This is a genomic window from Brachybacterium phenoliresistens, assembly GCF_039530785.1.
In the GTDB taxonomy this organism is placed as follows: domain Bacteria; phylum Actinomycetota; class Actinomycetes; order Actinomycetales; family Dermabacteraceae; genus Brachybacterium; species Brachybacterium phenoliresistens.
Genome location: NZ_BAAAOW010000011.1, coordinates 111,249 through 134,237, shown reverse-complemented (window position 1 = coordinate 134,237; position 22,989 = coordinate 111,249). Strand labels below are relative to the sequence as shown.

Sequence of the window (22,989 nt, the reverse complement as noted above, 5' to 3'; positions counted from 1 at the left end):
GAGCCAGGCAATCGCCTGGCTCGAGGACCTGAGACCGCCACCTGTGCACGCAGACTCCGGGGAACTCCGGGGAACTCCGGCGAACAGGGCCGGTCGTGCCGGCTCAGGCCTGCTCGGAGCCCTCGGGCAGGGCGAGGATCGCGTCGATCTCGATGTCGAAGCCGACCAGGCCGATGGGCAGGGTGGTGCGGGTGGGCGGGTTCTCGCCGAAGTACTCGCCGAAGACCTCGTTCATCACGGGGAAGTGGTCCATCGAGGTGATGTAGACCTGGGCGCGCACGGCATCGGCGAGGCTCGCGCCGGAGGCCTCCGCGAGGGCCTTGAGGTTCTCGAAGGCCTGCACGGCCTGGGCGCGGAAGTCGCCCTCGACGACCTTCTTCTCCGGCCCGGGCAGGTGCGGGGTGCAGCCGGAGAGGAACGCGAAGCCGTTCGCGATGACGGCGGGGGAGTAGGGCCCGCCGGGAGCGGCGGCCTTGTCGGTGGTGATGACCTTCTTCATGGACCGAACCTACGCCGACCCGGACGATCTGTCCATCTGTTCGGACGATGAGTCCAGACGCTGGGCGGTGCTGGGTGGGCCGGCCGCCCGCTGGCTAGGGTGGCGGCGTGCCGTCCGATCCCGCCCCGCGCCGCGTCGCCGTGCCCTTCGAGACCATCGACGAGGTCCTCGCGGTGTACGGCCCGCTGCTGCCGGCGATCGCCGCGGCGGTCGGGCCGCGCTGCGAGGTCGTCCTCCACGACCTCTCCGCGGAGGACGTGGACCTCTCCGCCACCATCGTCGCGATCGCCCACGGCGAGGTCAGCGGCCGGGAGGTGGGAGGGCCGTCCTCGAACCTCGGCTTCGAGGTGCTGGCCGATGGAGACGAGGACCATGACGCCTTCGGCTACGGCGGGCGCACCCGGGACGGGCGCGAGCTGCGCTCCTCCTCGCTGTACCTGCGCAACGGCGCCGGTCGCGTGATCGCGGCGCTGTGCATCAACTACGACCTCAGCGCCGTGCGCGCCCTGCAGTCGCTCGCGGCCGCGCTCGACCCGGTGCGCCCGGCGAGCAGCGCGGGAGCCGCCGGCGCTGCAGGTGCCGCGGTCGGCGGGGCGCCGGGGGCCGATGCTCCGCAGGAGGTCCTCGGGGCGGACATCGGCGACGTCGTGGAGGACATGATCACCCGCGCGATCGCGGAGACGGGCCGCGAGCCCGGGGCGCTGGGCCGGGACGAGAAGGTCCGGATCGTGCGGCGCCTGGACGAGCGCGGGGTGACCCGGGTGGGCGATGCGATGCGCCGCATCGCGGCGCGCCTGGAGGTGTCCCGCTCGACGGCCTACCAGTACCTCGACGAGGCGCGCCGCCTCGCTTGACCTCACCCGTCGCGGGAAGGCACGCTGGGCCAGACATCGGGTGACTGCGACGACGGCGTCGCGAGCGCCCCGACGATGGCAAGGAGGCCATGCATGTCCAGCAATCGTGGAGTCGCGTACAAGGGGCCGGGCGAGGTCGAGGTCGTCGACCTGGACTACCCCACCTTCGAGCTGAAGGACGGGCCGGGAGTGAACCCGGCGAACGTGGGGCGCCAGCTGCCCCATGCGGCGATCCTCAAGGTCGTCACCACCAACATCTGCGGATCGGACCAGCACATGGTCCGCGGCCGCACCACCGCCCCGGAGGGGCTGATCCTGGGCCACGAGATCACCGGGGAGGTGGTGGAGGTCGGGCCCGGCGTCGAGTTCATCCAGAAGGGCGACCTGTGCTCGGTCCCCTTCAACATCTCCTGCGGCCGATGCGTCAACTGCAAGACGGGGCGCACCGAGATCTGCCTGAACGTGAACCCGGACCGTCCCGGAAGCGCCTACGGCTACGTCGACATGGGCGGCTGGGTCGGCGGGCAGGCCGAGTACGTGCTGGTGCCCTACGCCGACTGGAACCTGCTGCGGTTCCCGGACAAGGACCAGGCGCTCGAGAAGATCCTCGATCTCACGATGCTCTCGGACATCTTCCCCACCGGCTACCACGGCGCCGTGACCTCGGGCGTCGGCCCGGGGAAGTCGGTGTACATCGCCGGTGCCGGGCCGGTGGGCCTGGCCGCCGCGGTCGGCGCCCAGCTCCTGGGCGCGGCCGTGGTGATCGTCGCCGACATGGTCGCCGAGCGCCTGGAGGCGGCCCGCGCCTTCGGCTGCGAGACGGTCGACGTCTCCGAGTCCGACCCCCGCGAGGAGATCGCCAAGATCCTGGGCCGGGAGGAGGTCGACTGCGGCGTGGACGCCGTCGGCTTCGAGGCCAAGGGGCACGGCCATGACGCGAAGGAGGCGCCGGCCACCGTGCTCAACTCGCTCATGGACATCACCAAGGCCGGCGGCGCGCTGGGCATCCCCGGCCTGTACGTGACCGGCGACCCGGGCGGCGTGGACGCCGCCGCGCAGGAGGGCTCGCTGTCGCTGCGCCTGGGCCTGGGCTGGGCGAAGGCGCACTCCTTCACCACCGGCCAGTGCCCCGTCATGCGCTACCACCGCGAGCTGATGGAGGCGATCCTCCACGACCGCGTGCAGATCGCGAAGGCGGTCAACGCCACCGCGATCTCGCTGGACGATGCGCCGCGCGGCTACGCGGAGTTCGACTCCGGCGTGGCCAAGAAGTTCGTCATCGACCCGCACGGCATGACAGGGCTCGTCGCCGCCTGATCGGCCCCGCGGCCTGATCGGTCCTGCCGCCTGATCGACGACACAGCCTGACCGACCTCGCCGCCGGCGACCGGCCCCGCAGCGGGCCGCTCGCCGGCGGCGTTCGTCCTCGCGGCGTTCATCGCTGCGGCGTCGCGCCGAGCTCCGGCGCGGCGGCGAGCCCCGGCGCGCTGCCGAGCTCCGCCGCGGTGCCGATGCCAGGAGGCGCGGTGGCGATGCCGGCATCGGCCCCCGGACACGTATCGTCGCCCTGGTGATGCGGACGTCTCGCGGAGCGGCCCGCCCCGATGCCCGGAACCGGTGAATGTATACAATCCCGCGCATGACGTCCGTGCGCCGCGACCTGCCCCTGATGCTCGCCCTCACCTTCTCGACCGGGGTGATCGACGCGGTCGGCTACCTGGGCTTCGACCGGGTCTTCAGCGGGAACATGACCGGCAACGTCGTGCTGCTGGGCATGGGCATCGCCGGCGCCGAGGGGCTGCCCGTCGTCCGCCCCGCCCTCGCGCTCGCCGGCTTCCTGCTGGGGGCCGTGCTGGGCGGTCGGATCCTGGGGAAGACCCCCAAGAACGTCTGGGCGCCGCGCACCACCCTGCTGCTGCTGCTCGTTGCCGCCGGGCTGCTCGGCTCCGCGGTCCTCGCCGGGATCCCCGGCTCGCCGACGCACGCGATCCTCGGCTCGAGCACGACCACGCTGCTCGCGGTCGCCATGGGCATGCAGGCCGCCGCCGCCCGCCGCCTGGCCGTGGCCGACGTGACCACCGTGGTGGTGACCTCCACGATCGTGGGGCTCGCCGCCGATTCTCGGCTGGCCGGGGGCAAGGGCGAGGCCTGGGGGCGGCGCCTGCTGGCGATCGTGCTCATCGTCCTCGGCGCCCTGGTCGGCGCGCTCACGCTGTCGGTCTCGTTCTGGCTGGGCATCGCCCTGACCGTCGCGATCACGCTGACCGTCGCGATCCTCGGCCACCGCTCCCGCGACGCCCGTGGCGCGGCCTGACATCGTCCTCCGGGCGACCGAGGACGGCGTGGAGCGCCGCGACGACCAGCAGGATCACTCCCAGGACGATGATGGCCCCACCGGCGCTCATCCCCGCGAGAATCCAGTCCGGCGTGTATCCGGGCTCTCGCCCGTGCCGCTCCTCCGCCGCGTACTGAAGCCCCGACAGCACGGCGAAGAGGGCGATGACCGCCACGCCCGTGCCGCCGACGGCGGCCCCCGCCCACACCCGGCGAAGATCTCGCGTCCTCGTCACCGCGGCCTCCCCTCGCATCGCCGATGATGACGCGAGTCTGCCATCGCTAGCTAGAGGTGACTCTGCGCCCCTGGTCCGCTCTCGTGCGGGGGATCTCGCGGTCCTCGAGCGCCGTCTCGGCGTCAGGCCGGCGCGCCCCGATGCCGGGCCATCAGCGCATCGCGCGAGCGCTCCAGGTGACGGGTCATGAGCGCGGCGGCGCTGTCCTCCTCGCCGGACTCGATATGCGCGAGGATCTCCCAGTGCTCGTGCCAGGCGGCGTCGCCGCGCTGGTGCAGGTGGGCGGGCGTGAGGGAGTGCAGCCACTGGGTGCGGCCGGTGAGCTGGCGCAGCAGGCCGGTGAACCCGGTGCGGCCCGAGAGCAGGCCGAGCGCGTTGTGGAAGCGGAGGTTCAGCGCGGCGAGCTGCTCGTTGTCGCCCGCGGCGATCGCGGCATCGCCCGCCGCGAGGATCTCCCGCACCGCCTCGCGGGCCGCATCCCGGGCCGGATCCGCGCCGCCGCCGCCCGCTCCCTCCGCCGTGTCGTCCGGGCTCGGCGCGGTGGCGGCGCCCTCGGCGGCGCTGCGGGCCAGGGACGCCTCCAGCACGATGCGCATGTCGAAGAGCACCTGCACATCGGCCGCGGTCGTCTGCGCGACGCGCGCCCCGGCGTTCGGGCGCAGCTCGACATAGCCGTCGGCGGTGAGCTCGCGCAGGGCCTCGCGCACGGGCACGCGGGAGGTCGAGAACTGCGTCGCGAGCGCCACCTCGCGCAGCCGCTCCCCGGGGGCGAGGGCGCCGGTGATGATGGCCTCGCGCAGCGACTCGGCGATCTGCAGCGCCGCCGGATCAGACATGCATGAACTCCCGACCGGGCGCCGCCTCGAGCAGGCCCCGGGTGTAGTCGTGGGCAGGGTCGCTGATCACCCTATCGGTGGGCCCGGCCTCGACGATCCCGCCCCGGTGCATCACCACGACCTGGTCGGCGAGGTTCGCGACCACCGCGAGATCGTGCGTGATGAACAGGCACGACACCCCCAGCCGATGCTGCAGGTCGCCCAGCAGCTCGAGGATCTGGTCCTGCACCAGCACGTCCAGGGCCGAGACCGCCTCGTCGCACACCAGCAGCTGCGGCGAGCTGGACAGCGCCCGGGCGATCGCGACCCGCTGGCGCTGCCCTCCGGAGAGCTCCCCGGGCAGGCGGGCGGCCGCGGAGCGGGGCATGGCCACCTGGTCCAGCAGCTCCGCCACCCGGTCGCGGCGCTCGGCGCGCGAGCCGATGCCGAACACGGCGAGCGGCTCGGCGATGATCCGCTCGATGGTCCACGTCGGGTCCAGGGAGGAGTACGGGTCCTGGAAGACGGGCTGGGCGAAGCGGCGCAGCAGACGGCGCTCGGCGCGGCTCGCGGCGCCGACGGCCTGCCCGTCCAGATGGACGGTGCCGGAATCGGCGGTCTCCAGGCCCAGCACGATCTTCGCGAGGGTCGACTTCCCCGATCCGGACTCGCCGATGATCGCCGTGGTGCGCCCGCGCGGCGCGGACAGCGAGATGCCGTCCAGCGCGCGGACCTCGCCGCGCCCGCCCCGCAGGCGGTACGTCTTGCGCAGGTCCTGCACCCGCAGCACGTCCCCGCCCCCGGCCGATGAGCCCGCCTGCGGCTGTGACCCATCGGCTGCTCCATCGGCCGATGAGCCGGCCGGGCCGACCGTCGCGGCGCCCGACTCCTCGCGCGGGGTGACCTCGAGGGTGGGGGAGGCGGCCACGAGGCGGCGCGTGTAGTCCTCGGCCGGGGTGCGCAGCACGGTCGCGGGGGTGCCGCGCTCGACGACACGGCCGCGGTGCATCACCAGGATGGTGTCGGTGCGGTCCGCGGCGACGCCGAGGTCGTGGGTGACCAGCAGCAGCGACATGCCGCGCTGGGCGACCAGGTGCTCGAGGTGGTCGAGGATCTGCTTCTGGACGCTCACGTCCAGGGCGCTGGTGGGCTCGTCGGCGATGATCACGTCCGGGTCCCCGGCCAGCGCGATCGCGATGAGCACCCGCTGGCGCATGCCGCCGGAGAACTCGTGCGGGAACTGGCGGCGGCGCCGCTCGGCATCGGGGATGCCCGCCTCCGTCATCAGACGCACCACGTCCCGGGCGATGCCGTCGCGGTCCCGTCGGCCGGAGGCGCGCAGCGCATCGGCCACATGGTCGCCCACCCGCAGGGTCGGGTTGAGGTTGGACATCGGATCCTGCGGGACCAGGGCGATGCCCTGCCCGCGCAGCCCCTCCCGCACCGCCTCGGGCGCGCCGACGAGCTCCTGCCCGCGGTAGCGGATGGAGCCGCCGATGATCCGCCCCGCCCCCGGCAGCAGGCCGAGGATCGCGGCGATCGTGGTGGACTTCCCCGAGCCGGACTCCCCGACGAGCGCGAGCTTCTCCCCGGGGGCGAGCGTCAGGCGGACGTCCTCCAGGACGGTCGTGCCGCCGTAGGCGACGGCGAGGTCCTGCACGGACAGGACCAGCCCGTCATCGCCGGGTCCCGTGGTGGCAGCGGCGCTCGTGCGCGCATCGGCCGTGGTCGCATCGGGCATGCCGCTCACCTCCCCGCCGCGTAGCCCTGGGCGCCGCGCGGGTTCGCGGCGGCGCGCAGCACGCCGGTGGCGGGGTCGCGCACCACGCAGGAGAGCCGGCCCAGCGCCCAGTCCCCGGCGCGGACCACGCGGTGGCCGCGCCGCTCGAGGCCGGCCAGCAGCTCCTCGCCCAGGCGGTCCTCGACCACGGCCTCGCCGGGCGACCAGGTGCGCGGCCAGAACGAGCCGGGCATCGAGGTGGTGTGCAGGGCGGGGGCGTCGATGGCCTGCTGCGGGCTGAGCCCGCCCACGAGCACCCGCAGCAGGAACAGCAGCTGCCACTGGTCCTGCTGGTCGCCGCCGGGGGAGCCGCAGGCGATCACGGGCACGCCGTCCTTCAGCACCAGGGTCGGGGTGAGCGTGGTGCGGGGCCGGGCGCCGGGGCGCAGCACCGAGGGCATCGCCTCGTCCAGCCACATCATCTGCAGCCGCGTGCCCAGGCAGAAGCCCAGCCCCGGGACGGTCGGGGAGGACTGCAGCCAGCCGCCCGAGGGGGTGGCGCTGACGATGTTGCCCCAGCGGTCCACGACGTCGATGTGGCAGGTGTCCCCGCGCACCTCGCCGCTGGGCCGCACGGTCGGCTCGCCGGCGCCGTGGTCCACGACGCCGCCGCTCTCGCGGGCGAACTCGGCCTCGGTGACCAGCGGCGGCAGCGCCGGGTCGGCCCCGTCGAGGGCGCCGGGGCGGAACTCGTGGGAGGCCTCGGGGCCGATGAGCGCGCGGCGCGCGGCCGTGTACTCCTCGGACAGCAGCGTCTCCAGGGGCACCTCGGCGTCGCCGTAGTGGGCGTCGCGGTCCGCGAGCGCGAGCTTCAGCGCCTCGAGGACCAGGTGGGCGCCCTCCTCGGTGGCGGGGTCCAGCTGGGCGTCCTCGAAGCCGTCGAGGATCCGCAGGGCCTGCAGCAGCACGGGGCCCTGCCCCCACGGCCCGGTCTTGGCGACGGTGTACCCGCGGAAGGTCGCGGTGACGGCCGGCTCGAACGTCGCCTCGGTGGCGGCGATGTCCTGGGCGGTGATGACGCCGGCGTGGTCGGCGCCGTCGGAGTGGCGGTGCGGGGTGCGCACGAAGGCGTCGATGGCCTGGGCGACGGGCCCTGTGCGCCAGCGCTCGCGGGCTGCCTCGATGCGGGCCCGGCGGGCATCGGCGGCATCGGCCGACGCCGCGGAGCCGGCGGCCCCATCGGCCGGTGCCCCATCGGCCGCCTCAGCGCCGATGCCGTCCCCGGCGGCGATGAGGTCGCGCAGCACCGCCGCGTACTCGGGGTTGCGCACCAGATCGCCGGGGGCGGGGGCGGTGCCGCCGGGCATCCACAGGGCCGCGGAGCTGGGCCAGTGCTGCGTGAACATCTCGGCGCAGGAGGCGATCTGGGCGCTGACCCGGGCCAGCACCGGGTGGCCGTCCTCGGCGAGGTCGATCGCGTAGGCGAGGACATCGGCCAGCTCCCAGGTGCCGTGCTCGGCCAGCAGCTTCAGCCAGGCGTCCACGGCGGTGGGGACCGCCGCGGCGAGCGCGCCGGTGCCGGGGACGCGGGTGAGGCCCTCGGCGCGGTAGTGCGCGAGGGTGGCGCCGGCGGGGGCGGCGCCCTGTCCCATCATCACCACGGGGGTCGGGTCCTCGGCGGTGGCGAAGATGCCGGTCATGTCGCCGCCGGGCCCGTTCAGGTGCGGCTCGACCACGTGCAGCACGAAGGCGCCGGCGGTCGCGGCGTCGAAGGCGTTGCCGCCGCGCTCGAGGACGGCCTGCGCGCAGGCGGTGGCGATCCAATGGGTCGAGGCGGTCATCCCGAAGGTGCCCTCGAGGGTGGGGCGGGTGGTCGGCCCCGGCGGGACGACGAAGGCGGGGGAGGCGGGGGAGGCGGTGCTGGTCATCGGGAGGATCCCTTCGCGGTGGACGGGTCGAAGGCGTCCCGCAGGGCGTCTCCGAAGATGTTGAAGGCCAGGCAGATGAGCATGATCGCCAGACCCGGGAAGACCGCCGCGGAGGGCGCGCGGTAGATGTACTGCTGGGCGTCCGAGAGCATGATCCCGAGGCTGGGCGCCGGCGGCTGGATGCCCAGGCCCAGGAACGACAGCATCGCCTCGCCGATCACGGCGACGGGCATGATCACGGTGGCCTGCACGATGATCGCGCTGATCGTGTTGGGCAGCACGTGCAGGCCCAGGATGCGCACCGGCCCGGCATCGGTCGCGATCGCGGCCTTGACGAAATCGGCCTCGCGCAGGCGCAGGGTCTCCCCGCGGACGACGCGGATCATGGTGGGGATGTTGGCGATGCCCAGGGCGAGGGCCGCATTGGTGAGGCTGGCGCCGGTGATCGCGGTCAGGCCCACCGCGAGGACGAGGAACGGGAAGGCGAGGGCCACGTCGGTCAGGCGGGAGACGACGAGGTCCGCGGGCCGCCAGTAGCCGGCCAGCAGCCCCAGCGGGGTCCCGATGACGACGGCGAGGGTCACGGCGAGCACGCCCACGATCATGGAGGCGCGCACGCCGTGCAGCAGGCGGGAGAGCACGTCGCGGCCCAGGTCGTCGGTGCCCAGCGGGTAGCCGATGGTGCGGGGGCGCTGGAAGGGATGGGCGAAGTCCGTGGCGGCGAAGCCGTGCGGGGCGAGCCACGGGCCGAGCACCGCCGCGAGCAGCACGAGGGCCACGAGCACGGTGCCGACCCGGCCCTGCGGGCTGCTGAGCAGGCGGTGCAGGATGCCGCGGCGGCGTGCGAGGGCGGGCGCCGACGGGCCGGCGCCGTCATCGCTCTCGCGGGTGCGCGGGGGCTGGAGGACGTCGGTCATGAGGCGGCACCGCCTGTCCGGATCTGGGGGTTGATGACGGAGTAGAGCACGTCCACGAGGATGTTGATGAGCACGTACCCGATGGTGATCACGAGGACCACGGCCTGGATGACGGGGTAGTCGCGGGAGAACACGGCGTCCAGGGTGAGGCGGCCCAGGCCCGGAAGGGCGAAGATCCGCTCGGTGACCACGGCCCCGGAGATGAGCCCGCCCAGCTGCAGGCCCACGATGGTGACCAGCACGATCAGCGAGTTGCGCAGCCCGTAGCGCAGGAGGATCCGGGCCTTGCCGATGCCGGTGGCGCGGGCGGTGCGCACGTAGTCCGTCGCCATCGTCTCGATCATGGAGGCGCGGGTCTGGCGGGTGATCACCGCGGCCAGGCCCGTGCCGAGGATGACCGCGGGCAGGGCCAGGTGGTGCAGCCCCGCGAGCGGGTGCTCGAGGATGTCGACGTAGCCGGAGGCGGGGAACCAGCCGAGCCCCACGGCGAGCACGAGGATCGCCAGCAGTCCCAGCCAGAAGTTCGGCACTGACAGGCCGATCAGGGCGAAGAGGTTCGCGCCGAGCTCCGCGGGGCGGCCGCGGCGCCGCTCCGCGAGGACGCCGAGGGCCAGGCCGATGACCACGGCGACCACGATGGCCAGTCCCGACAGCCACAGGGTCACCGGCAGCGTCGTCGCGATCATCTGCGTGACCGGCTGCCCGGTGCGGGTGGAGGTGCCCAGGTCGCCGGTCGCGACCGACTGCACGAAGCGGCCGAACTGGACGATCAGCGGCTCGTCGAGTCCCAGCTCGCTGCGCACGGCGGCGACCTGCTCCGGGGTGGCCTCCTCCCCGGCCATGGCGAGGGCCGGGTCGCCGGGCAGGGCGCGCACCCCCAGGAAGATGAGCACCGCCGCGATGAGCAGGGTGGTGGCGGCCTCGGCGAGGCGCACCAGCAGGAAGCGGATCATGAGTCGTCTCCGTCCAGGAAGCCGGCATGGGAGAGGTGGACGACGCCGTCGGCGTACACGGACAGCCCGGCGACGTCCTCGCGGTGGGCGGTGAGGCTGCGCTGGCGGTACAGGTAGACGAAGGCGTCGATCTCCTGCATCCGGGCGACGGCCTCGCCGTAGATCTCGGCGCGCGCGGCCGGGTCGGTGGCCTGCGCGGCCTCCACGAGCAGGGCGTCGATCTCCGGGTCGGACAGGCCCGGGTAGTTGTTGCCGCCGCCGGTGGACCAGAAGGAGTACATGTTCCCGTGGGGGTCCACGCGTCCGGACCAGCCCAGCAGCACGGCCTCGAAGTCGCCGCGGTCCTGGGCGTCCAGCACGGCCGTGTACTCCATCGGCAGGATCTCCAGCGCGAAGCCGGAGTCCTTCACCTGCGCCTGCAGCGCCTGGGCGTAGCGCAGGGAGTCCTGGGTGTTGGTGACGGTGACCCGCACGGGGTAGGGGATGGGGGCGCCGGCCTCCTCGAGCAGGGCCCGCGCGGCCTGCGGGTCGTGCGCGGGAAGGCTGCTGCTGGCCTCGGTCGCGAACGGCGAGTCGGGGGAGATCGGCGAGCCGGCGGCGGTGTACCAGCCGTTGAACACGGTGTTCACCAGCGCCTCGCGGTCCACCGCGAGGGACAGGGCCCGGCGCACCCGGGCGTCGGTGGCCAGCGGCGTCGTCGGCGGCTCCTGCCCCTCGGGGACGTGGCCCATGTTGATCGTGAGGCCCTGGTAGCCCAGGGACCCGACCTGCAGGGTGCGCACCCGGGCGGCGGCCTCGAGGGTCTCGATGTCCTGCGGGGAGATGGTGTCGGCGACGTGGACGTCGCCGGACTGGATGTTGGCGGCCCGGATGTTCGCGTCGGACATGATCCGGTAGGTGATCCGGTCCAGGTGGACGTTCTCGGCGTCGTAGTACAGCGGGTCCGCCTCGACCTCGATGGAGGTCTGGGGGACGCGGCGCACGAAGCGGAACGCGCCCACGCCCACGGGGTGGTTCCCGAAGTCCTCGCCGCGCTCCTCCAGGGCGGTGGGGGACATGATCATGCCGGCGCGGTCGGCCAGCGCCGCGGTGAACGGCGCGAAGGGGCTCTCGAAGGTGACGCGCACGCGCAGCGGCTCCACCGCCTCGACCGCGGTGATGGGTCCCAGCTCGCCGACGCGGGCCGATCCCTCCAGGGTGAGGTGGCGCTCCAGGGTGATCCGCACGGCCTCGGCGTCGAACGGGGTCGCGTCGGAGAAGGTCACGCCCTCGCGCAGGGCGATCTCGACGGTGAGGCCGTCGGCGGAGATCTCCGGGAGCGCGGCGGCGAGCATGGGGACGATCTCGCCCTCGGCGGAGATGTCGTAGAGCTTCTCGCACATCGTCTGCATGACGTAGCGGGTGTACAGGGAGCTCGAGGTGGTGGGGTCGAGCTTGTCCGGCTCGGAGGACAGCGCCATCACCAGGTGACCGCCCTCGCGGAACGGCCGCCCTCCGGGCGTCGCGTCGGTGCGGTCCGGGCGCGGGGGCGGGTCCTCGAGGGGCTGGAGCGGGATGCAGCCGCTCATCAGCGCGGCCGCTCCGGCCGCGCCGAGGGTCAGGGCCGTGCGGCGTCTCACGTGCGTGCCTCCAGGGGGAGATGCAGAGGCCGATGCGGGACATCGGACCTCTCGAACAGTGAGGCGATGATTGTATACATTCCGGATCGCGTCCATGGCGGTCCCGCATGGCAAGACGACGGGTCGCGGGGAGGTCACGGAGCACGGCAGGGCGAGGCCTTCCCGGGGCGCGCCGAGGGGACGTCGCCACGGAGTGCCCAGGGCGACGTCGCCACGGGTGCGCCGTGTCGGCTCTCGCGCGCCAAGAGCATCCGGCAGCGCGCACGAGCCCGATCAGAGATCCGGCACGGACTCCCGTCGCGGCCCGTCAGAGGGTCGCGGCCAGGCCGCGTGCGAGCGCGATGACCGCCCCGGCCAGGGCGATGCCGAGCACGGCCCGCATGGCCGAGGGGCCGTCGATGCGCCGCGAGAGCGCATCCCCGGCCAGCAGCCCGGCGCCCAGCGCCAGCAGCAGGGCGATCCAGCCGCTCATCGGCAGGGAGGGCAGGGAGCGCTTCGCGGCCAGGGCCGCCGCCCCCAGCACGACCCCCTGCAGCTGCGCGGTGGCGACGAAATGGTGGTGCTCCCAGCCCGTGGCCCGGGCGTAGACGACCACGCCCGGCCCGCCCACCCCGGCGGTGACGTTCATGAACCCCGAGGCCAGCCCGCCGCCGGCGGCCAGGGCGGGGGAGGAGGGCAGGGTGCGCCCGCGCAGCGCCATCGTCGCGAGCAGGCCGATGATCACCACCGCGCTCACCGCCACCGTGAGCGGCCCGCCGGGCAGCAGGCCCACGGCGATCGCACCGGGGATCGTGCCCACCACGCCCATCGGCACCAGCACCGCCGCCCGAGGCCAGTCCACGTCGCGCCACAGCTGCACCAGCACGATGAGGCTCGCCAGCAGACCCGCCGCGTTGATGACCAGGACCCCCTCGAAGGGGCCCAGCACGAGCACCAGGAACGGCGAGGCGAGCAGGGCGAAGCCCATGCCGGTGGCCCGCTGCGCGAGCGCGCCCACGAAGACGGAGGCGACCATGCCCAGCAGGACGAGCAGGCTCGGCTCGGGCACGACGGGGCTCCTCGGGGTGGGACGGCAGGGTGCGACGGCGGGTGCGGCCAGGGAGTGCGACGGCCGGGATCGATGCCGAGAGGGCGGCGGCGCGTCAGGCGGGGTCGAGCGCGCGTCCGTCCAGAGGACTCGAGTAGACCACGCTGGTGGTGATGCTGCCCAGCGTGGCCAGGCGCCCGGTGATCCGCTCGAGGTCGAGCATCCCACGGGCGTGGACCTTGAACAGGAAGCAGTCGTCGCCGGTCACGTGGTGGGCCTCGACCACCTCCGGCGTGGAGTCCAGCACCCGGTGCAGCGGGTCGTAGTTCCCGGTCGGGTAGGCCAGGCGTACGAAGGCGGTGATGGAGTAGCCGAGCGCCGCGGCGGAGAGCGTGGCGACGTACCCGGTGATGATCCCGGCCTCCGTGAGACGCCGCAGGCGCTCGCCGGTGGCGCTGGGGGACATCGACACCAGGCGGCCCAGCTCGGCGATGCTCAGGCGCCCGTTGCGCTGCAGGGCCGCGATGAGGGCACGATCGGTCCCATCGAGGTCCAGCCGTGCATCCGATGCCATGACGCCCACGATACCGGCGCATCGACGGCCATCCGCCCCGAACGCCGCGCGGAGGGCGTTCCCGCGGGAACGGATCGACGGTGCACTGGAGCCATGACCGCAGATACCGTCCCGACCTGTCCCGACGCCCCCGCCGAGCCCGGTGCCCCCGGGGTCGTCATCTCCGAGCGCGCTCGCCGCGCGGCCGCGCACTTCGCCGCGAAGCTCGAGCACGAGACGGACCCCTCCGACCTCGCCGCCGCGCGGGCCTCGGCGAACCCGCCGATCATCGTCGACACCCGTGCTCAGGCCGGCTGGGACCAGGGGCACATCCCCGGGGCCCTGCACATCCCCGGCCCCGAGCTCGCCTCACGGGCACAGCATGAGCTGCCGGATCGCGACGCCCCCGTCGTCGTCTACTGCTGGGGGCCGGGCTGCAACGGCTCCACCCGCGCGGCGCTGACGCTGTCCCGCCTCGGGTACACCGCGGTGCGCGAGCTCATCGGCGGCTTCGAGTACTGGGCGCGCGAGGGCCTGGCGGTCCGCACGGCGCAGGGCCGCACCCGGCACCCCGTCGACCCGCTCACCGCTCCCAGCGGGCCATAGCATGCGGGGCTGGCGATGTTCGGCCGAGCCAGCGCCGAGGAAGCTCGGGCACCGCCCGGCGGCGACACTGCGCGAGAAGACGCCCGGGCTGCCGACCGCGCGGAGCAACCCCGCTCAGAAGTCGCAGTGGTCGGCGCGAGGGGTCTCTGGCCGGCGATCTTCGCGCTACTGAGGAGCCGATGTAGCCGCCGTCTAACAACTCGAAGCATTTGGGCAGTCGGTAGCCGGGCATCATGATCGCTAGCGGACATTTACTGCTGCCCGCCGCCGCTGGGTCAGGTGCTCGTCGACTGATCGCTTTCGTCTCCAGGGGCCTGCTGGACTCCGACGTCTGCAGCTTCGCCTTCATGCCGACGCCGGGTGCGAACCCGTTCCAGACCAGTCAGAGCGTATTCTGTTCGCGCCTTAAGATCGTCGGCCTCGACCCGCCGATCGAAATAATTGTCGTGTTCCTGGCGGTTAAGCAGGTCGGGCTGCTCAGGGGTGCGGGCGAGTACCTTGTCAACTCCGAGCAAGTCCTCGATCGTGCTCTCCGAGAAGTCGCCCATGGAAGTCCAAGTGTCCACGCCGTTGCTGGCTTGACCAAGCGGGATCAATAGTCCCAACACCTCGTACAGGTCCCATGCCCCGGAGTCGATGGCATTCCATAGCAGTTCCGACGTGTTCGGAGGATCGGACATCTGGAAGTGGTCGTAGAGATATGAGAGCAGTCGGGGATGGGACCGAGCAGGCTGGCCGGCGAATCCGCGAATGCAAGCGGCCAGAGCCGCGGCAACAGGGGCTTGCGCGTTCCGCGCCCAGGGGTGCGGATTGTCAGATTCCCTCAGGCCCATCCGGACTGTGGCAGCGGCAAGCGCTAGGGAGGCGTCGTCCGCGCACGCTAGCTCGTCGATCAGTTTGGATGCCGTCGCCACATCGGTCTGATCGAGCACGTCCATGACGAGGACGACGATGCTGAGGTCGGGGGAGAGGCCAAAAAGTCCGCTCTTCTGATCCATGGCGGACGAGTAGATGCTGCCGAGCATCGGAAGAGTGGCAGCTGCGGGGAGTGGTGACTTCGCGTGCTCTCGGCGCAGTTTTCGCAGGGCCGGTGGCGCGTCGTCGTTCATCCGACGTACTAGATTCGTCACGGCGGGTCCCCTTACTCCGGCCCGCAGTTCGTCAGCTGCGGCGCGGACCGACGCTTCAGTGACATCAGATTCGGGGACCCCGACCTGGACATATCGATCGAAGTGTTCGGAGGTGCCGACGCCCATCCTGCGCGTAACGTCGTCCTCATACGAAGACCCGACATAGGTAATGCCTCCCTGGGCCCCCTGGAGATAGGGGAATAGGTGCCCAAGCAGCTTCTCGATCTCGGCGGTATGGAGCGGCCCGGCGTCGGCGATCCGTTGCTTCCAGCGTGCCCAGCGTTCTTGTGGCGTTTCCTCTTGCATCGCGAAACTTAACGAAGAAGCCTGCTGAAGAATCTCTGCGCGATTGTCTACGATCAGGTGCAAGGTCTTGCGCTCGAAGACGCGAAGGAAGGTTATGGCCACAAAGTCGGAGAAGTCAACCTCGCCTGCGACATCGGGCCACGTTGCGTCTACCTGCGTGAACAGGCGCTTCACGGAACGAGGCTGATCCAAATAGATCGACAGGCAGTCCTGCCACATGTTCTGCATCCTGCGGTTGGTGCCTGCCGTGAGCGTGATTCCATGCCGCGCACAAATCTCGTCGATAGCAGTATTCGCTAGCGCGGCCTGCTGTTCCGGTAGCATGGGTGGAATCTCGAGGCGAACCTGGATGATCTTTTCCAGGTATTGTTGGGCGCGGCCAGTGTCCCTGCCCACCAGATCAGTCGCTTCGAGAAGGTCGGTGAGTGTCGCCTCGTCGTATGCAAGCAGGTAGTAGACGTTCGGCAGTCGCCCAAGGAGTCGAACAAGCTTAAAGGTGTATAGCAACTCATCGGGAGTCAGACGGTCGAGATCGTCGAGCATCATCAGGACAGGATGGTCGAGATTCTTCAGTCCGTCAGCTGCGGCCTCGCGAAGGCGTGCCGGACTGCGGTCCCCGGTGATGACGGCGCCGACAGCTCCGATCGCGGCTGTTCCGTCGACGCCAGCCAAGCCGCCTGCTGCGCCGAGCGGTGCGGCTTTGGAGACCCATTCGCCCACGACTGCGCGCCAATCCTTTCCAAGGACACTCTCGGGAATGGCGTCACGGAGGGAAGCGAAGAAGCCAGCAGCCGAGCCTGCGAAGTCGGAGTAGGCCCACGGATTGTGGTGGCCGATGTACCAGTCGTGCTCGCCAAGGTCCTCTTCGATCTGACTGAGCAGGCTGGACTTGCCGGATCCCCACGGGCCGACAAGACCTACAACCGCACTCTCGGTCTCCTCGGCCAGGTCGCGGACGGTGCGACCGAGTTGTACTGCAAGCCTCTTGCGATTGAGAACGTCCCGGTCGAGGCCGTTAGCGTCGTCGGCGTACAGCGACTTCGTCTTCCGAGCGAGCGTCCTCGGCTTGCGCTCCGCTGCAGTCTTTCGTCTGAATATCATGTGAGCGAGTCGATTCTCGAGAGGAAGTGCTTCTGTTGCGGCATCGTAGTTGTTCCTTCTCATTGTTAGACGGTCAGCGGGCTGTTCAGTGCGGCGCTGACGTCCGTATGTCGGCGAAACGGGGGTGTTCCGCTCGTCCTCGATGATAGTGGGGCTGCATATCGCCTCCTGCTTTTAAGGGGCGCGTATCGGGCGGATCGCGGAATTTGACTCCCTCGGCGACTTGTTGGCGGCTTTGACGTGCACGTCGAGAAGGTGCCTTCTGCCTGTCGTTTGATCGCAATGGAAGTATTAATTGCGTAGGTTGTTACATCGGACGTCGCTCGACTTGTCTCGCCGCTGATCAGGAATTGACGATTTTCGACCTTTGCAATGTCCTGTTTTGCGCCTGGAATTCGACAATGTCGATATGGCCTGTGGTGACGCTGATTGCTGAGGTGATGCCGTATCGATCGCGAGCGTACTGGCGTCCCTCCCAACCTTAAGTGTTGTTGTTGGGGTGAACTTCTCTGGTTTTGCCACGTGGTGCCCCTCCCCTTGTTGCTCTCGGCAGCGTACGTGCGACTGCCCCCTCGTTGGGGTCGAACTTGGAGGTCGACCCGATGGTCGAGCTCACGAGAGTTCGACCTTGGCGAGGAGTGCGTCGGCCACTCCTTGTAGGTGCGGAACGACGACCGGATCGTCAGGCGCGCCTCACCGCTAGTCGTCACCGACGAGACGGCCACGCTTGGGCTCTGACAGTTGACGCTCTAGTGCGCAGAGTGGCTGACCTGGTTGCTTTTGCGGGCTTCGCCAGCCGCTTCCGGCAGGCAAGGTCTTTGTCCTCGTTGCGCCAGATGCCCGCGACGGTCGCGACGATTCCATGGATGAACAGGACGGTGCCTGCGATGGACGAGCCGCGGAGCTTCTTGCGTTCGCCGATCGAAACGAGGCCGAACTTGGGGCACAGGGCCGCCGCCGGCACCCCGTCGACCCGCTCACCGCTCCCATCGGGCCCGCCGATGCGGAGCCTGCGGCCTGAGCCGGAGACGCACGGACGGTGCCGTCCCGCGTCGTGCGGGGCGGCACCGTCTCCGCGTCGGCCCACGCCGTGCGGGGCAGGGCCGATGCTGGGCGGACGACCGCGATCAGATGTCGCGGAACGTCTCGATCTTCGCGCCCAGGGCGTTCAGGCGCTCGGCGAGATCCTCGTAGCCACGGTTGATGACGTACACGCTGCGCAGCACCGAGGTGCCCTTCGCGGCGAGCATCGCCAGCAGGATCACGACGGCCGGGCGCAGCGCCGGCGGGCAGACGATCTCCGTGCCGGACCAGCGCGTGGGGCCCTCGATGAGCACGCGATGCGGATCCATGAGCTTCACGCGCGCGCCGAGCTTGGTGAGCTCGGTGAGGTAGATGGCCCGGTTCTCGTACACCCAGTCGTGCAGCAGGGTCTGGCCCTCGGCGGTCGCGGCGATCACCGCGAAGAACGGCAGGTTGTCGATGTTCAGGCCCGGGAACGGCATCGGGTGGATCTTGTCGATCGGCGCCTTGAGGTCCGAGGGGTGGGTGGTGATGTCCACCAGGCGGGTCTCGCCGTTGTCGGCGACGTACTCCGCCGAGCGCTCGTAGCGGAAGCCCATCTCCTCGAGGATCGCCAGCTCGATCTCCAGGAACTCGATCGGCACGCGGCGCACCGTGATGCTCGAGCGGGTGACGATGGCGGCGGTGATCAGGCTCATCGCCTCGATCGGGTCCTCGCTGGGGGAGTACTCCACGTCGGTGCGGATCTCGGCGCGGCCGTGGACGCGCAGGGTCGTGGTGCCGATGCCCTCGATCCGCACGCCCAGCTTCTCGAGGAAGAAGCACAGGTCCTGGACCATGTAGTTGGGGCTGGCGTTGCGGATGACCGTCTCGCCCTCGTAGCGGGCGGCCGCCAGCAGCGCGTTCTCGGTGACGGTGTCCCCGCGCTCGGTGAGGACGATGGGGCGGCTCGGGCGGGTGCCCTGCGCGGCCGATGCCTGGTAGTGGCCCTCGGTCGCCACGACGGTCAGGCCGAAGGGGCGCAGCGCCGTCATGTGGGGCTCGACGGTGCGGGTGCCCAGGTCGCAGCCGCCGGCGTAGGGCAGCTGGAAGGACTCCTCGCGGTGCATGAGCGGGCCCAGGAACATGATGATGGAGCGGGTGCGGCGCGCCGCGGCGGCGTCCATCGCGTCCAGGTCCAGCTGCTCGGGCACGCGGATCTCGAGGTCGCCTTGGTCGTTCAGCCAGCGGGCCTTCACGCCGATGGAGACGAGCACCTCGAGCAGGCGGTTGACCTCCTCGATGCGGGCCACCTTGCGCAGCACCGTGGTGCCGACGTTCAGCAGGGAGGCGCACAGCAGCGCGACGCCCGCGTTCTTGGAGCTCTTCACGTCGATGCTGCCGTGCAGCTCGCGCTGGCCGTGCACGCGCAGGTGGCTGGGGCCGGGGGTGCCGAGCCCCACGAGCTCGGAGTCCAGGGCGGAGCCGATGCGGGAGATCATGTCGAGGGTCAGGTTCTGCTGGCCCTTCTCGATGCGGTTGATCGCGCTCTGGCTGGTGCCGAGCTGGGTCGCGAGCTGCGCCTGGGTGAGCTGGGCGCCCTGCCGGGCGTCGCGGATCATGGAACCGATCTTGGCGAGGTAGGTGGGGTCCTCGGTCTCGACTGTCGTCATGACCTCGATGCTATCTCACATATGAGATAGGCGGGTGTGATCTTGGAGGCCCCCGGCGATCGCGTGCCATCGGGCACCATGGCGCAGAGGCACGATCCCGGACGCAGGCCCGCGGGCGTGCCCCGCACCAACCGCACACGGAGAGGACGACATGGCCGACAGCACCGACAGCACCTCGGATCCGGCGATCGAGCTGCGCCTGGGAGACCGCGAGCTCGAGATCTCGGACCGCTACGAGACGGCCAGCATCGCCAACGACGTGCTCATCGGCCTGTGGTTCATCGTCGGCTCGGTGCTCTTCTTCTCCGAGCAGCTGGCGACGGCCGGGACATGGCTGTTCCTGATCGGCAGCGTGCAGATGACCATCCGCCCCGTGATCCGTCTCGCCCGGCGGGTGCACCTGCGGCGGCTGTCGGGCGAGCGGACCACGGCCCACCCCATGGACTTCTGAGGTTCGCGGCCCCGAGAGGGGCCGGGCCCCGGCGACGCGTGGTGCGTCGCCGGGGCCCGAGCAGCCTCAGGGGCCCTGGGGCCCTGGGGCTTCTGGGGCCCAGGGGCCTCAGGGGATGATCACGTCCTCCACCTGGCCCGATGCCGCGGAGCGGGCCGCCGCCTCCATGAGCGCGATGCTGCCGAGGTTGGCGGCGCCGGCGGTCTCCGGGACGGTGCCGTTCTCGATCGCGTCGCGGAAGATCGCCAGGTTCTCGGAGCGGTCGTACAGCTCCTGCCGCGGCAGCTCGATCACCTCGAGCCCATCGGCCGGGGCCTCCTGGACGGTGCCGGTGCGGGCAGGACCGCCGGCCCCCGGGGCCCCGGCGTCGCCGGCCCCGGCACCCGGCGCCTGCGCGCGGGAGTCCTCGAGGACGGGACGGCGCACGGTGACGATGTCCGCGGCGGCCGGATCCTCGGCGGTGCCCTCGCGGCTGGTGAAGTACAGCTCGCCCTTCTCCCCGGCGATGTGCCACTCGCCCGCCCACGGCGTCGGCTCGCCGCGGCTGAGCCAGCTTCCGCGATAGCTGACCACCAGGCCATCGGCCATCTCGATGGTGATGACGGCCGATGCCTCCTCGAGGTACTTGCTGAAGGAGGGGTCCTTGACCTTGGCGTACACCCGCGCGGCCTCCTGGCCGGTGACCTTGCGCAGCAGGTCGAAGTGGTGGATGGCCATGTCGTTGATCAGCGGGTGCGGGAAGCGGTAGTGCGGGTGGTCCTCGAAGGGGAGGTCGTTGTCCCAGCGCCGGAAGTCGATGCTGATCGCGGCGAGCTCGCCGAGCACGCCCTCCGCCAGCAGCCGCTGGGCGGCCCGCGGCGCCGGATAGGTGCGGTAGTTCTGGCTGACCTGGATGACCAGCCCGAGCTCCTCCGCACGGCGCACGGCGGTGACCGCCTCCGCGGCCGTGTTCGCGAAAGGCTTCTCGACCAGCACGTGCTTGCCGGCCTCGAGGGCCTCCAGCGCCAGCGGCACATGCGTGACCGCCGGCGCCGTGATGACCACGGCATCGGCCTCGACCGCGGCGAGGGCCTCGGTGAGGGAGGCGAAGGCCTGCCCGTCCTCCAGGCCCAGCTCCTCCTGGACGCGGCGCAGGGTGCTCTCGCTCGGGTCGGCGATCGCGGCGACCTCGACGCCGGGCACCGGCGGGATGGCGTTGCGCGCCCAGTCCCCGCCCCAGCCGCCGAGGCCGACGTGGATGATCCGGATGCTCACGGGGCGCCTCCCGTGGTGAGCCAGTCCCGGCGGGCGGGGTTGCTCACGGCGGGCGTGGCGCGCTCGCCGGAGGGGGCGGCCCACTCCACGGCGTTGGCCAGCACGCGCCGCACCTGCGGGTGGAAGTACACGGGGTACTCCTGGTCGCCCGGGCTGAAGTAGAAGATCCGGCCGCGGCCGCGGGTGAAGGTGACGCCGGAGCGGAACACCTCCCCGCCCTCGAAGGAGCTGATGAACACCTGGTCGTCGGGGTTGGGGATGTCGAAGTGCTCCCCGTACATCTCCTGCTTCTCCACCACGAAGGGCTGATCCACGCCGCGGGCGATGGGGTGCCCGGGGGCGCTGGTCCACACGATCTCGCGCTCGCCGTCGTTGCGCCAGGACAGCGAGCAGGTCGTGCCCATCAGGCGGATGAAGATCTTCGAGAAGTGCCCGGAGTGCAGCACGATCAGGCCCATGCCGCCCTGGACGTGGCGCTGGACCCGCTCGACGACGGCGTCGTCGACCTGGTCGTGGGCGATGTGGCCCCACCACAGCAGCACGTCGGTGGCGGCGAGGGTCTCCTCGTCCAGGCCGTGCTCGGGATCGGCGAGGGTGGCGGTGGAGATCTCCGCCTGCTCGCCCAGCAGCTCGCCGAGGCCCTGGGCGATGGCGCCGTGGATCCCGTCGGGGTAGATCGCGCGGATCTCCTCCTGGGTGGTCTCGTGGACGTTCTCGTTCCAGACGAGGACTCGGATGCTCATGCCTCCTCCCCGATGATCTCGAGGTCCTCGCCGAGCGCGATCTCGCGGCCGGCGGCTGCGGAGGCGTAGGCCGCATCGACGATGCGGGCGCGGCGCAGGCCCACGGTCCCGTCGTGCTCGGACCAGGACTGCGGATCGCGCACGTGCTCGAGGAACCGCTCGACGACGGCCCCGTGGCCGCGGCCGGCGGGCGCCTCGATCACGGTGTCCTGCGCGGTCTCCCCGTCGCCGGTGTAGAGCGTCAGCTCGCCGGAGGGGGCGTAGTCCACGACGTTCAGGTCGGCGCCGCCGTCGGTGCCGTACAGGGTGATGCCGAACTGGTCGGGGGTGGAGCGGTGGGTGGCCCAGCTGGTCTCCAGCACGATCGAGCCGCCGCCCTCCAGGCGCAGCAGCACGGTGGCGAGGTCCTCGACCTCGTAGGCGGAGCTGGTGCCGCTCTTGGTGCCGGTGGAGCCGCCCAGGCCCCGCGGGCCCAGCTCCGCGTGGGTCACGGCGGAGACGGCGGTGACGCGCGGCTCGCCCATGATGTGCAGCGTCCAGTCGAGCACGTGCACGCCGAGGTCCACCAGCGGCCCGCCGCCGGAGGCCTGCGCGTTGGTGAACCAGCTGCCCAGCGCGGGGATGCCGGCGCGGCGCAGCCACATGGCCCGCGCGTGGTACGGGCGGCCGATCGTGCCGTCCTCGACGGCGGAGCGGATCGCCTCGATGTCGCCGCGGCGACGGTGGTTGAAGACGACCTCGAGGATGCGGCCGGCCTCGCGGGCGGCGTCGACCATGGTCTGGCCCTCGGCGCCGGTGCGGGCGATGGGCTTCTCCGAGAGCACGTGGGCGCCGGCCTTGAGGGCGCCGATCGCGATCGGCGCGTGCAGGAAGGTGGGCACGGCGACGCTGACGACGTCGAGGTCGCCGCGCGCGATCATCGCCTCCCAGTCGGCGTAGGTGTCGGCGATGCCGTACTGCTCGGCGAGCTCGGCGCGGACGTCCTCCTCCTTGCCGGCGATGGCGACGAGCTCCACGCCCGGCGCCTCGTGGTAGGCGGCCATGTGCTGCTGTCCGGCCCAGCCGATGCCGACGACGCCGGCGCGGATGGGACGGCCCTCGGGGACGGGGGCGGTGGATGCGGTGGTCATGCGGACTGATCTCTCCTCAGGGTGGGGGCGAAGCGGTGGGGCGGGAGTCGGACGGTCGGGGCGGAGGGTCGGACGGTCGGGGCGGTCGCCGGGTCCGGCGACGGGGCTCATCGGCCCGCGGGGGCGGGGCGGAGGGCT

19 protein-coding genes are annotated in these 22,989 nt (G+C 71.6%); 5 read left to right on the top strand and 14 right to left on the bottom strand.

All coding sequences use genetic code 11. From position 1 onward, the window contains the following. Nucleotides 1-103: 103 nt before the first annotated feature. Nucleotides 104-499, bottom strand: coding sequence for a RidA family protein (locus ABD234_RS17530; RefSeq protein WP_344358996.1), 396 nt, complete (start codon nt 497-499; stop codon nt 104-106). Nucleotides 500-606: 107 nt separating this feature from the next. Here ABD234_RS17530 and ABD234_RS17525 point away from each other — a divergent pair, with 107 nt between their 5' ends. The 3 genes from ABD234_RS17525 (at nt 607) to ABD234_RS17515 (ending at nt 3,667) form a co-directional block, all read left to right on the top strand. Beyond that, complete coding sequence (locus tag ABD234_RS17525; RefSeq protein WP_344358994.1) at nt 607-1,353, top strand: helix-turn-helix transcriptional regulator; 747 nt, start codon at nt 607-609, stop codon at nt 1,351-1,353. Nucleotides 1,354-1,446: 93 nt separating this feature from the next. Further along, on the top strand, nt 1,447-2,670 hold the full coding sequence (gene fdhA / locus ABD234_RS17520) for a formaldehyde dehydrogenase, glutathione-independent (protein WP_038370937.1): 1,224 nt from the start codon (nt 1,447-1,449) through the stop codon (nt 2,668-2,670). A 322-nt stretch (nt 2,671-2,992) separates the two neighbouring features. Beyond that, complete coding sequence (locus ABD234_RS17515) at nt 2,993-3,667, top strand: YoaK family protein (protein WP_344358990.1); 675 nt, start codon at nt 2,993-2,995, stop codon at nt 3,665-3,667. 378 nt (nt 3,668-4,045) lie between these two features. Here ABD234_RS17515 and ABD234_RS17510 read toward each other — a convergent pair whose 3' ends face one another. The 8 genes from ABD234_RS17510 to ABD234_RS17475 all read right to left on the bottom strand — a co-directional run bounded on the left by ABD234_RS17510 (nt 4,046) and on the right by ABD234_RS17475 (nt 13,476). Continuing rightward, on the bottom strand, nt 4,046-4,759 hold the full coding sequence (locus tag ABD234_RS17510) for a GntR family transcriptional regulator (protein WP_344358987.1): 714 nt from the start codon (nt 4,757-4,759) through the stop codon (nt 4,046-4,048). Then, nucleotides 4,752-6,479: a dipeptide ABC transporter ATP-binding protein gene (locus ABD234_RS17505; protein ID WP_344358983.1), complete on the bottom strand. Its 1,728-nt coding sequence runs from the start codon at nt 6,477-6,479 to the stop codon at nt 4,752-4,754. The genes ABD234_RS17510 and ABD234_RS17505 overlap by 8 nt, the downstream gene beginning before the upstream one ends. A 5-nt stretch (nt 6,480-6,484) precedes the next feature. After that, entirely contained in the window at nt 6,485-8,386 is a 1,902-nt protein-coding gene (locus tag ABD234_RS17500) for a gamma-glutamyltransferase family protein (RefSeq protein ID WP_344358981.1), read from the bottom strand. After that, nucleotides 8,383-9,303 (bottom strand): ABC transporter permease, encoded by a 921-nt coding sequence (locus ABD234_RS17495; protein WP_344358978.1) that lies wholly within the window; start codon nt 9,301-9,303, stop codon nt 8,383-8,385. Before ABD234_RS17495 ends, ABD234_RS17500 begins: the two co-directional genes overlap by 4 nt. Then, nucleotides 9,300-10,256, bottom strand: coding sequence for an ABC transporter permease (locus ABD234_RS17490; RefSeq protein ID WP_344358975.1), 957 nt, complete (start codon nt 10,254-10,256; stop codon nt 9,300-9,302). The genes ABD234_RS17495 and ABD234_RS17490 overlap by 4 nt, the downstream gene beginning before the upstream one ends. After that, nucleotides 10,253-11,875: an ABC transporter substrate-binding protein gene (locus tag ABD234_RS17485; protein ID WP_038370949.1), complete on the bottom strand. Its 1,623-nt coding sequence runs from the start codon at nt 11,873-11,875 to the stop codon at nt 10,253-10,255. Before ABD234_RS17485 ends, ABD234_RS17490 begins: the two co-directional genes overlap by 4 nt. 307 nt (nt 11,876-12,182) lie before the next feature. Next, nucleotides 12,183-12,923 (bottom strand): TSUP family transporter, encoded by a 741-nt coding sequence (locus tag ABD234_RS17480; protein ID WP_344358971.1) that lies wholly within the window; start codon nt 12,921-12,923, stop codon nt 12,183-12,185. Nucleotides 12,924-13,017: 94 nt separating this feature from the next. Further along, entirely contained in the window at nt 13,018-13,476 is a 459-nt protein-coding gene (locus tag ABD234_RS17475) for an Lrp/AsnC family transcriptional regulator (protein WP_344358968.1), read from the bottom strand. Between the two features lie 93 nt (nt 13,477-13,569). Between ABD234_RS17475 and ABD234_RS17470 the strand changes: the two genes are divergently transcribed. Continuing rightward, on the top strand, nt 13,570-14,061 hold the full coding sequence (locus tag ABD234_RS17470; RefSeq protein WP_344358966.1) for a rhodanese-like domain-containing protein: 492 nt from the start codon (nt 13,570-13,572) through the stop codon (nt 14,059-14,061). Between the two features lie 275 nt (nt 14,062-14,336). On the opposite strand, the gene ABD234_RS17465 is transcribed toward ABD234_RS17470, so the two are convergent. After that, the gene (locus tag ABD234_RS17465; RefSeq protein WP_344358965.1) at nt 14,337-16,598 is read right to left on the bottom strand and encodes a KAP family P-loop NTPase fold protein; all 2,262 of its coding nucleotides are present in this window, start codon (nt 16,596-16,598) and stop codon (nt 14,337-14,339) included. A gap of 1,127 nt (nt 16,599-17,725) precedes the next feature. Next, the gene (locus tag ABD234_RS17460; RefSeq protein ID WP_344358963.1) at nt 17,726-19,273 is read right to left on the bottom strand and encodes a UDP-N-acetylglucosamine 1-carboxyvinyltransferase; all 1,548 of its coding nucleotides are present in this window, start codon (nt 19,271-19,273) and stop codon (nt 17,726-17,728) included. A 151-nt stretch (nt 19,274-19,424) separates the two neighbouring features. Between ABD234_RS17460 and ABD234_RS17455 the strand changes: the two genes are divergently transcribed. After that, a complete protein-coding gene (locus ABD234_RS17455) occupies nt 19,425-19,724 on the top strand; it encodes a YrhK family protein (RefSeq protein WP_344358960.1) in 300 nt (99 codons plus the stop codon). A gap of 108 nt (nt 19,725-19,832) precedes the next feature. Here ABD234_RS17455 and ABD234_RS17450 read toward each other — a convergent pair whose 3' ends face one another. From ABD234_RS17450 to ABD234_RS17440, 3 genes are read right to left on the bottom strand one after another with little or no spacing between them, the layout of a single operon-like run. Continuing rightward, nucleotides 19,833-20,978: a Gfo/Idh/MocA family protein gene (locus ABD234_RS17450; RefSeq protein ID WP_344358957.1), complete on the bottom strand. Its 1,146-nt coding sequence runs from the start codon at nt 20,976-20,978 to the stop codon at nt 19,833-19,835. Further along, complete coding sequence (locus ABD234_RS17445) at nt 20,975-21,721, bottom strand: ThuA domain-containing protein (protein ID WP_038370956.1); 747 nt, start codon at nt 21,719-21,721, stop codon at nt 20,975-20,977. The genes ABD234_RS17450 and ABD234_RS17445 overlap by 4 nt, the downstream gene beginning before the upstream one ends. Further along, complete coding sequence (locus ABD234_RS17440; RefSeq protein WP_051486537.1) at nt 21,718-22,851, bottom strand: Gfo/Idh/MocA family protein; 1,134 nt, start codon at nt 22,849-22,851, stop codon at nt 21,718-21,720. Before ABD234_RS17440 ends, ABD234_RS17445 begins: the two co-directional genes overlap by 4 nt. Between the last annotated feature and the right edge of the window lie 138 nt (nt 22,852-22,989).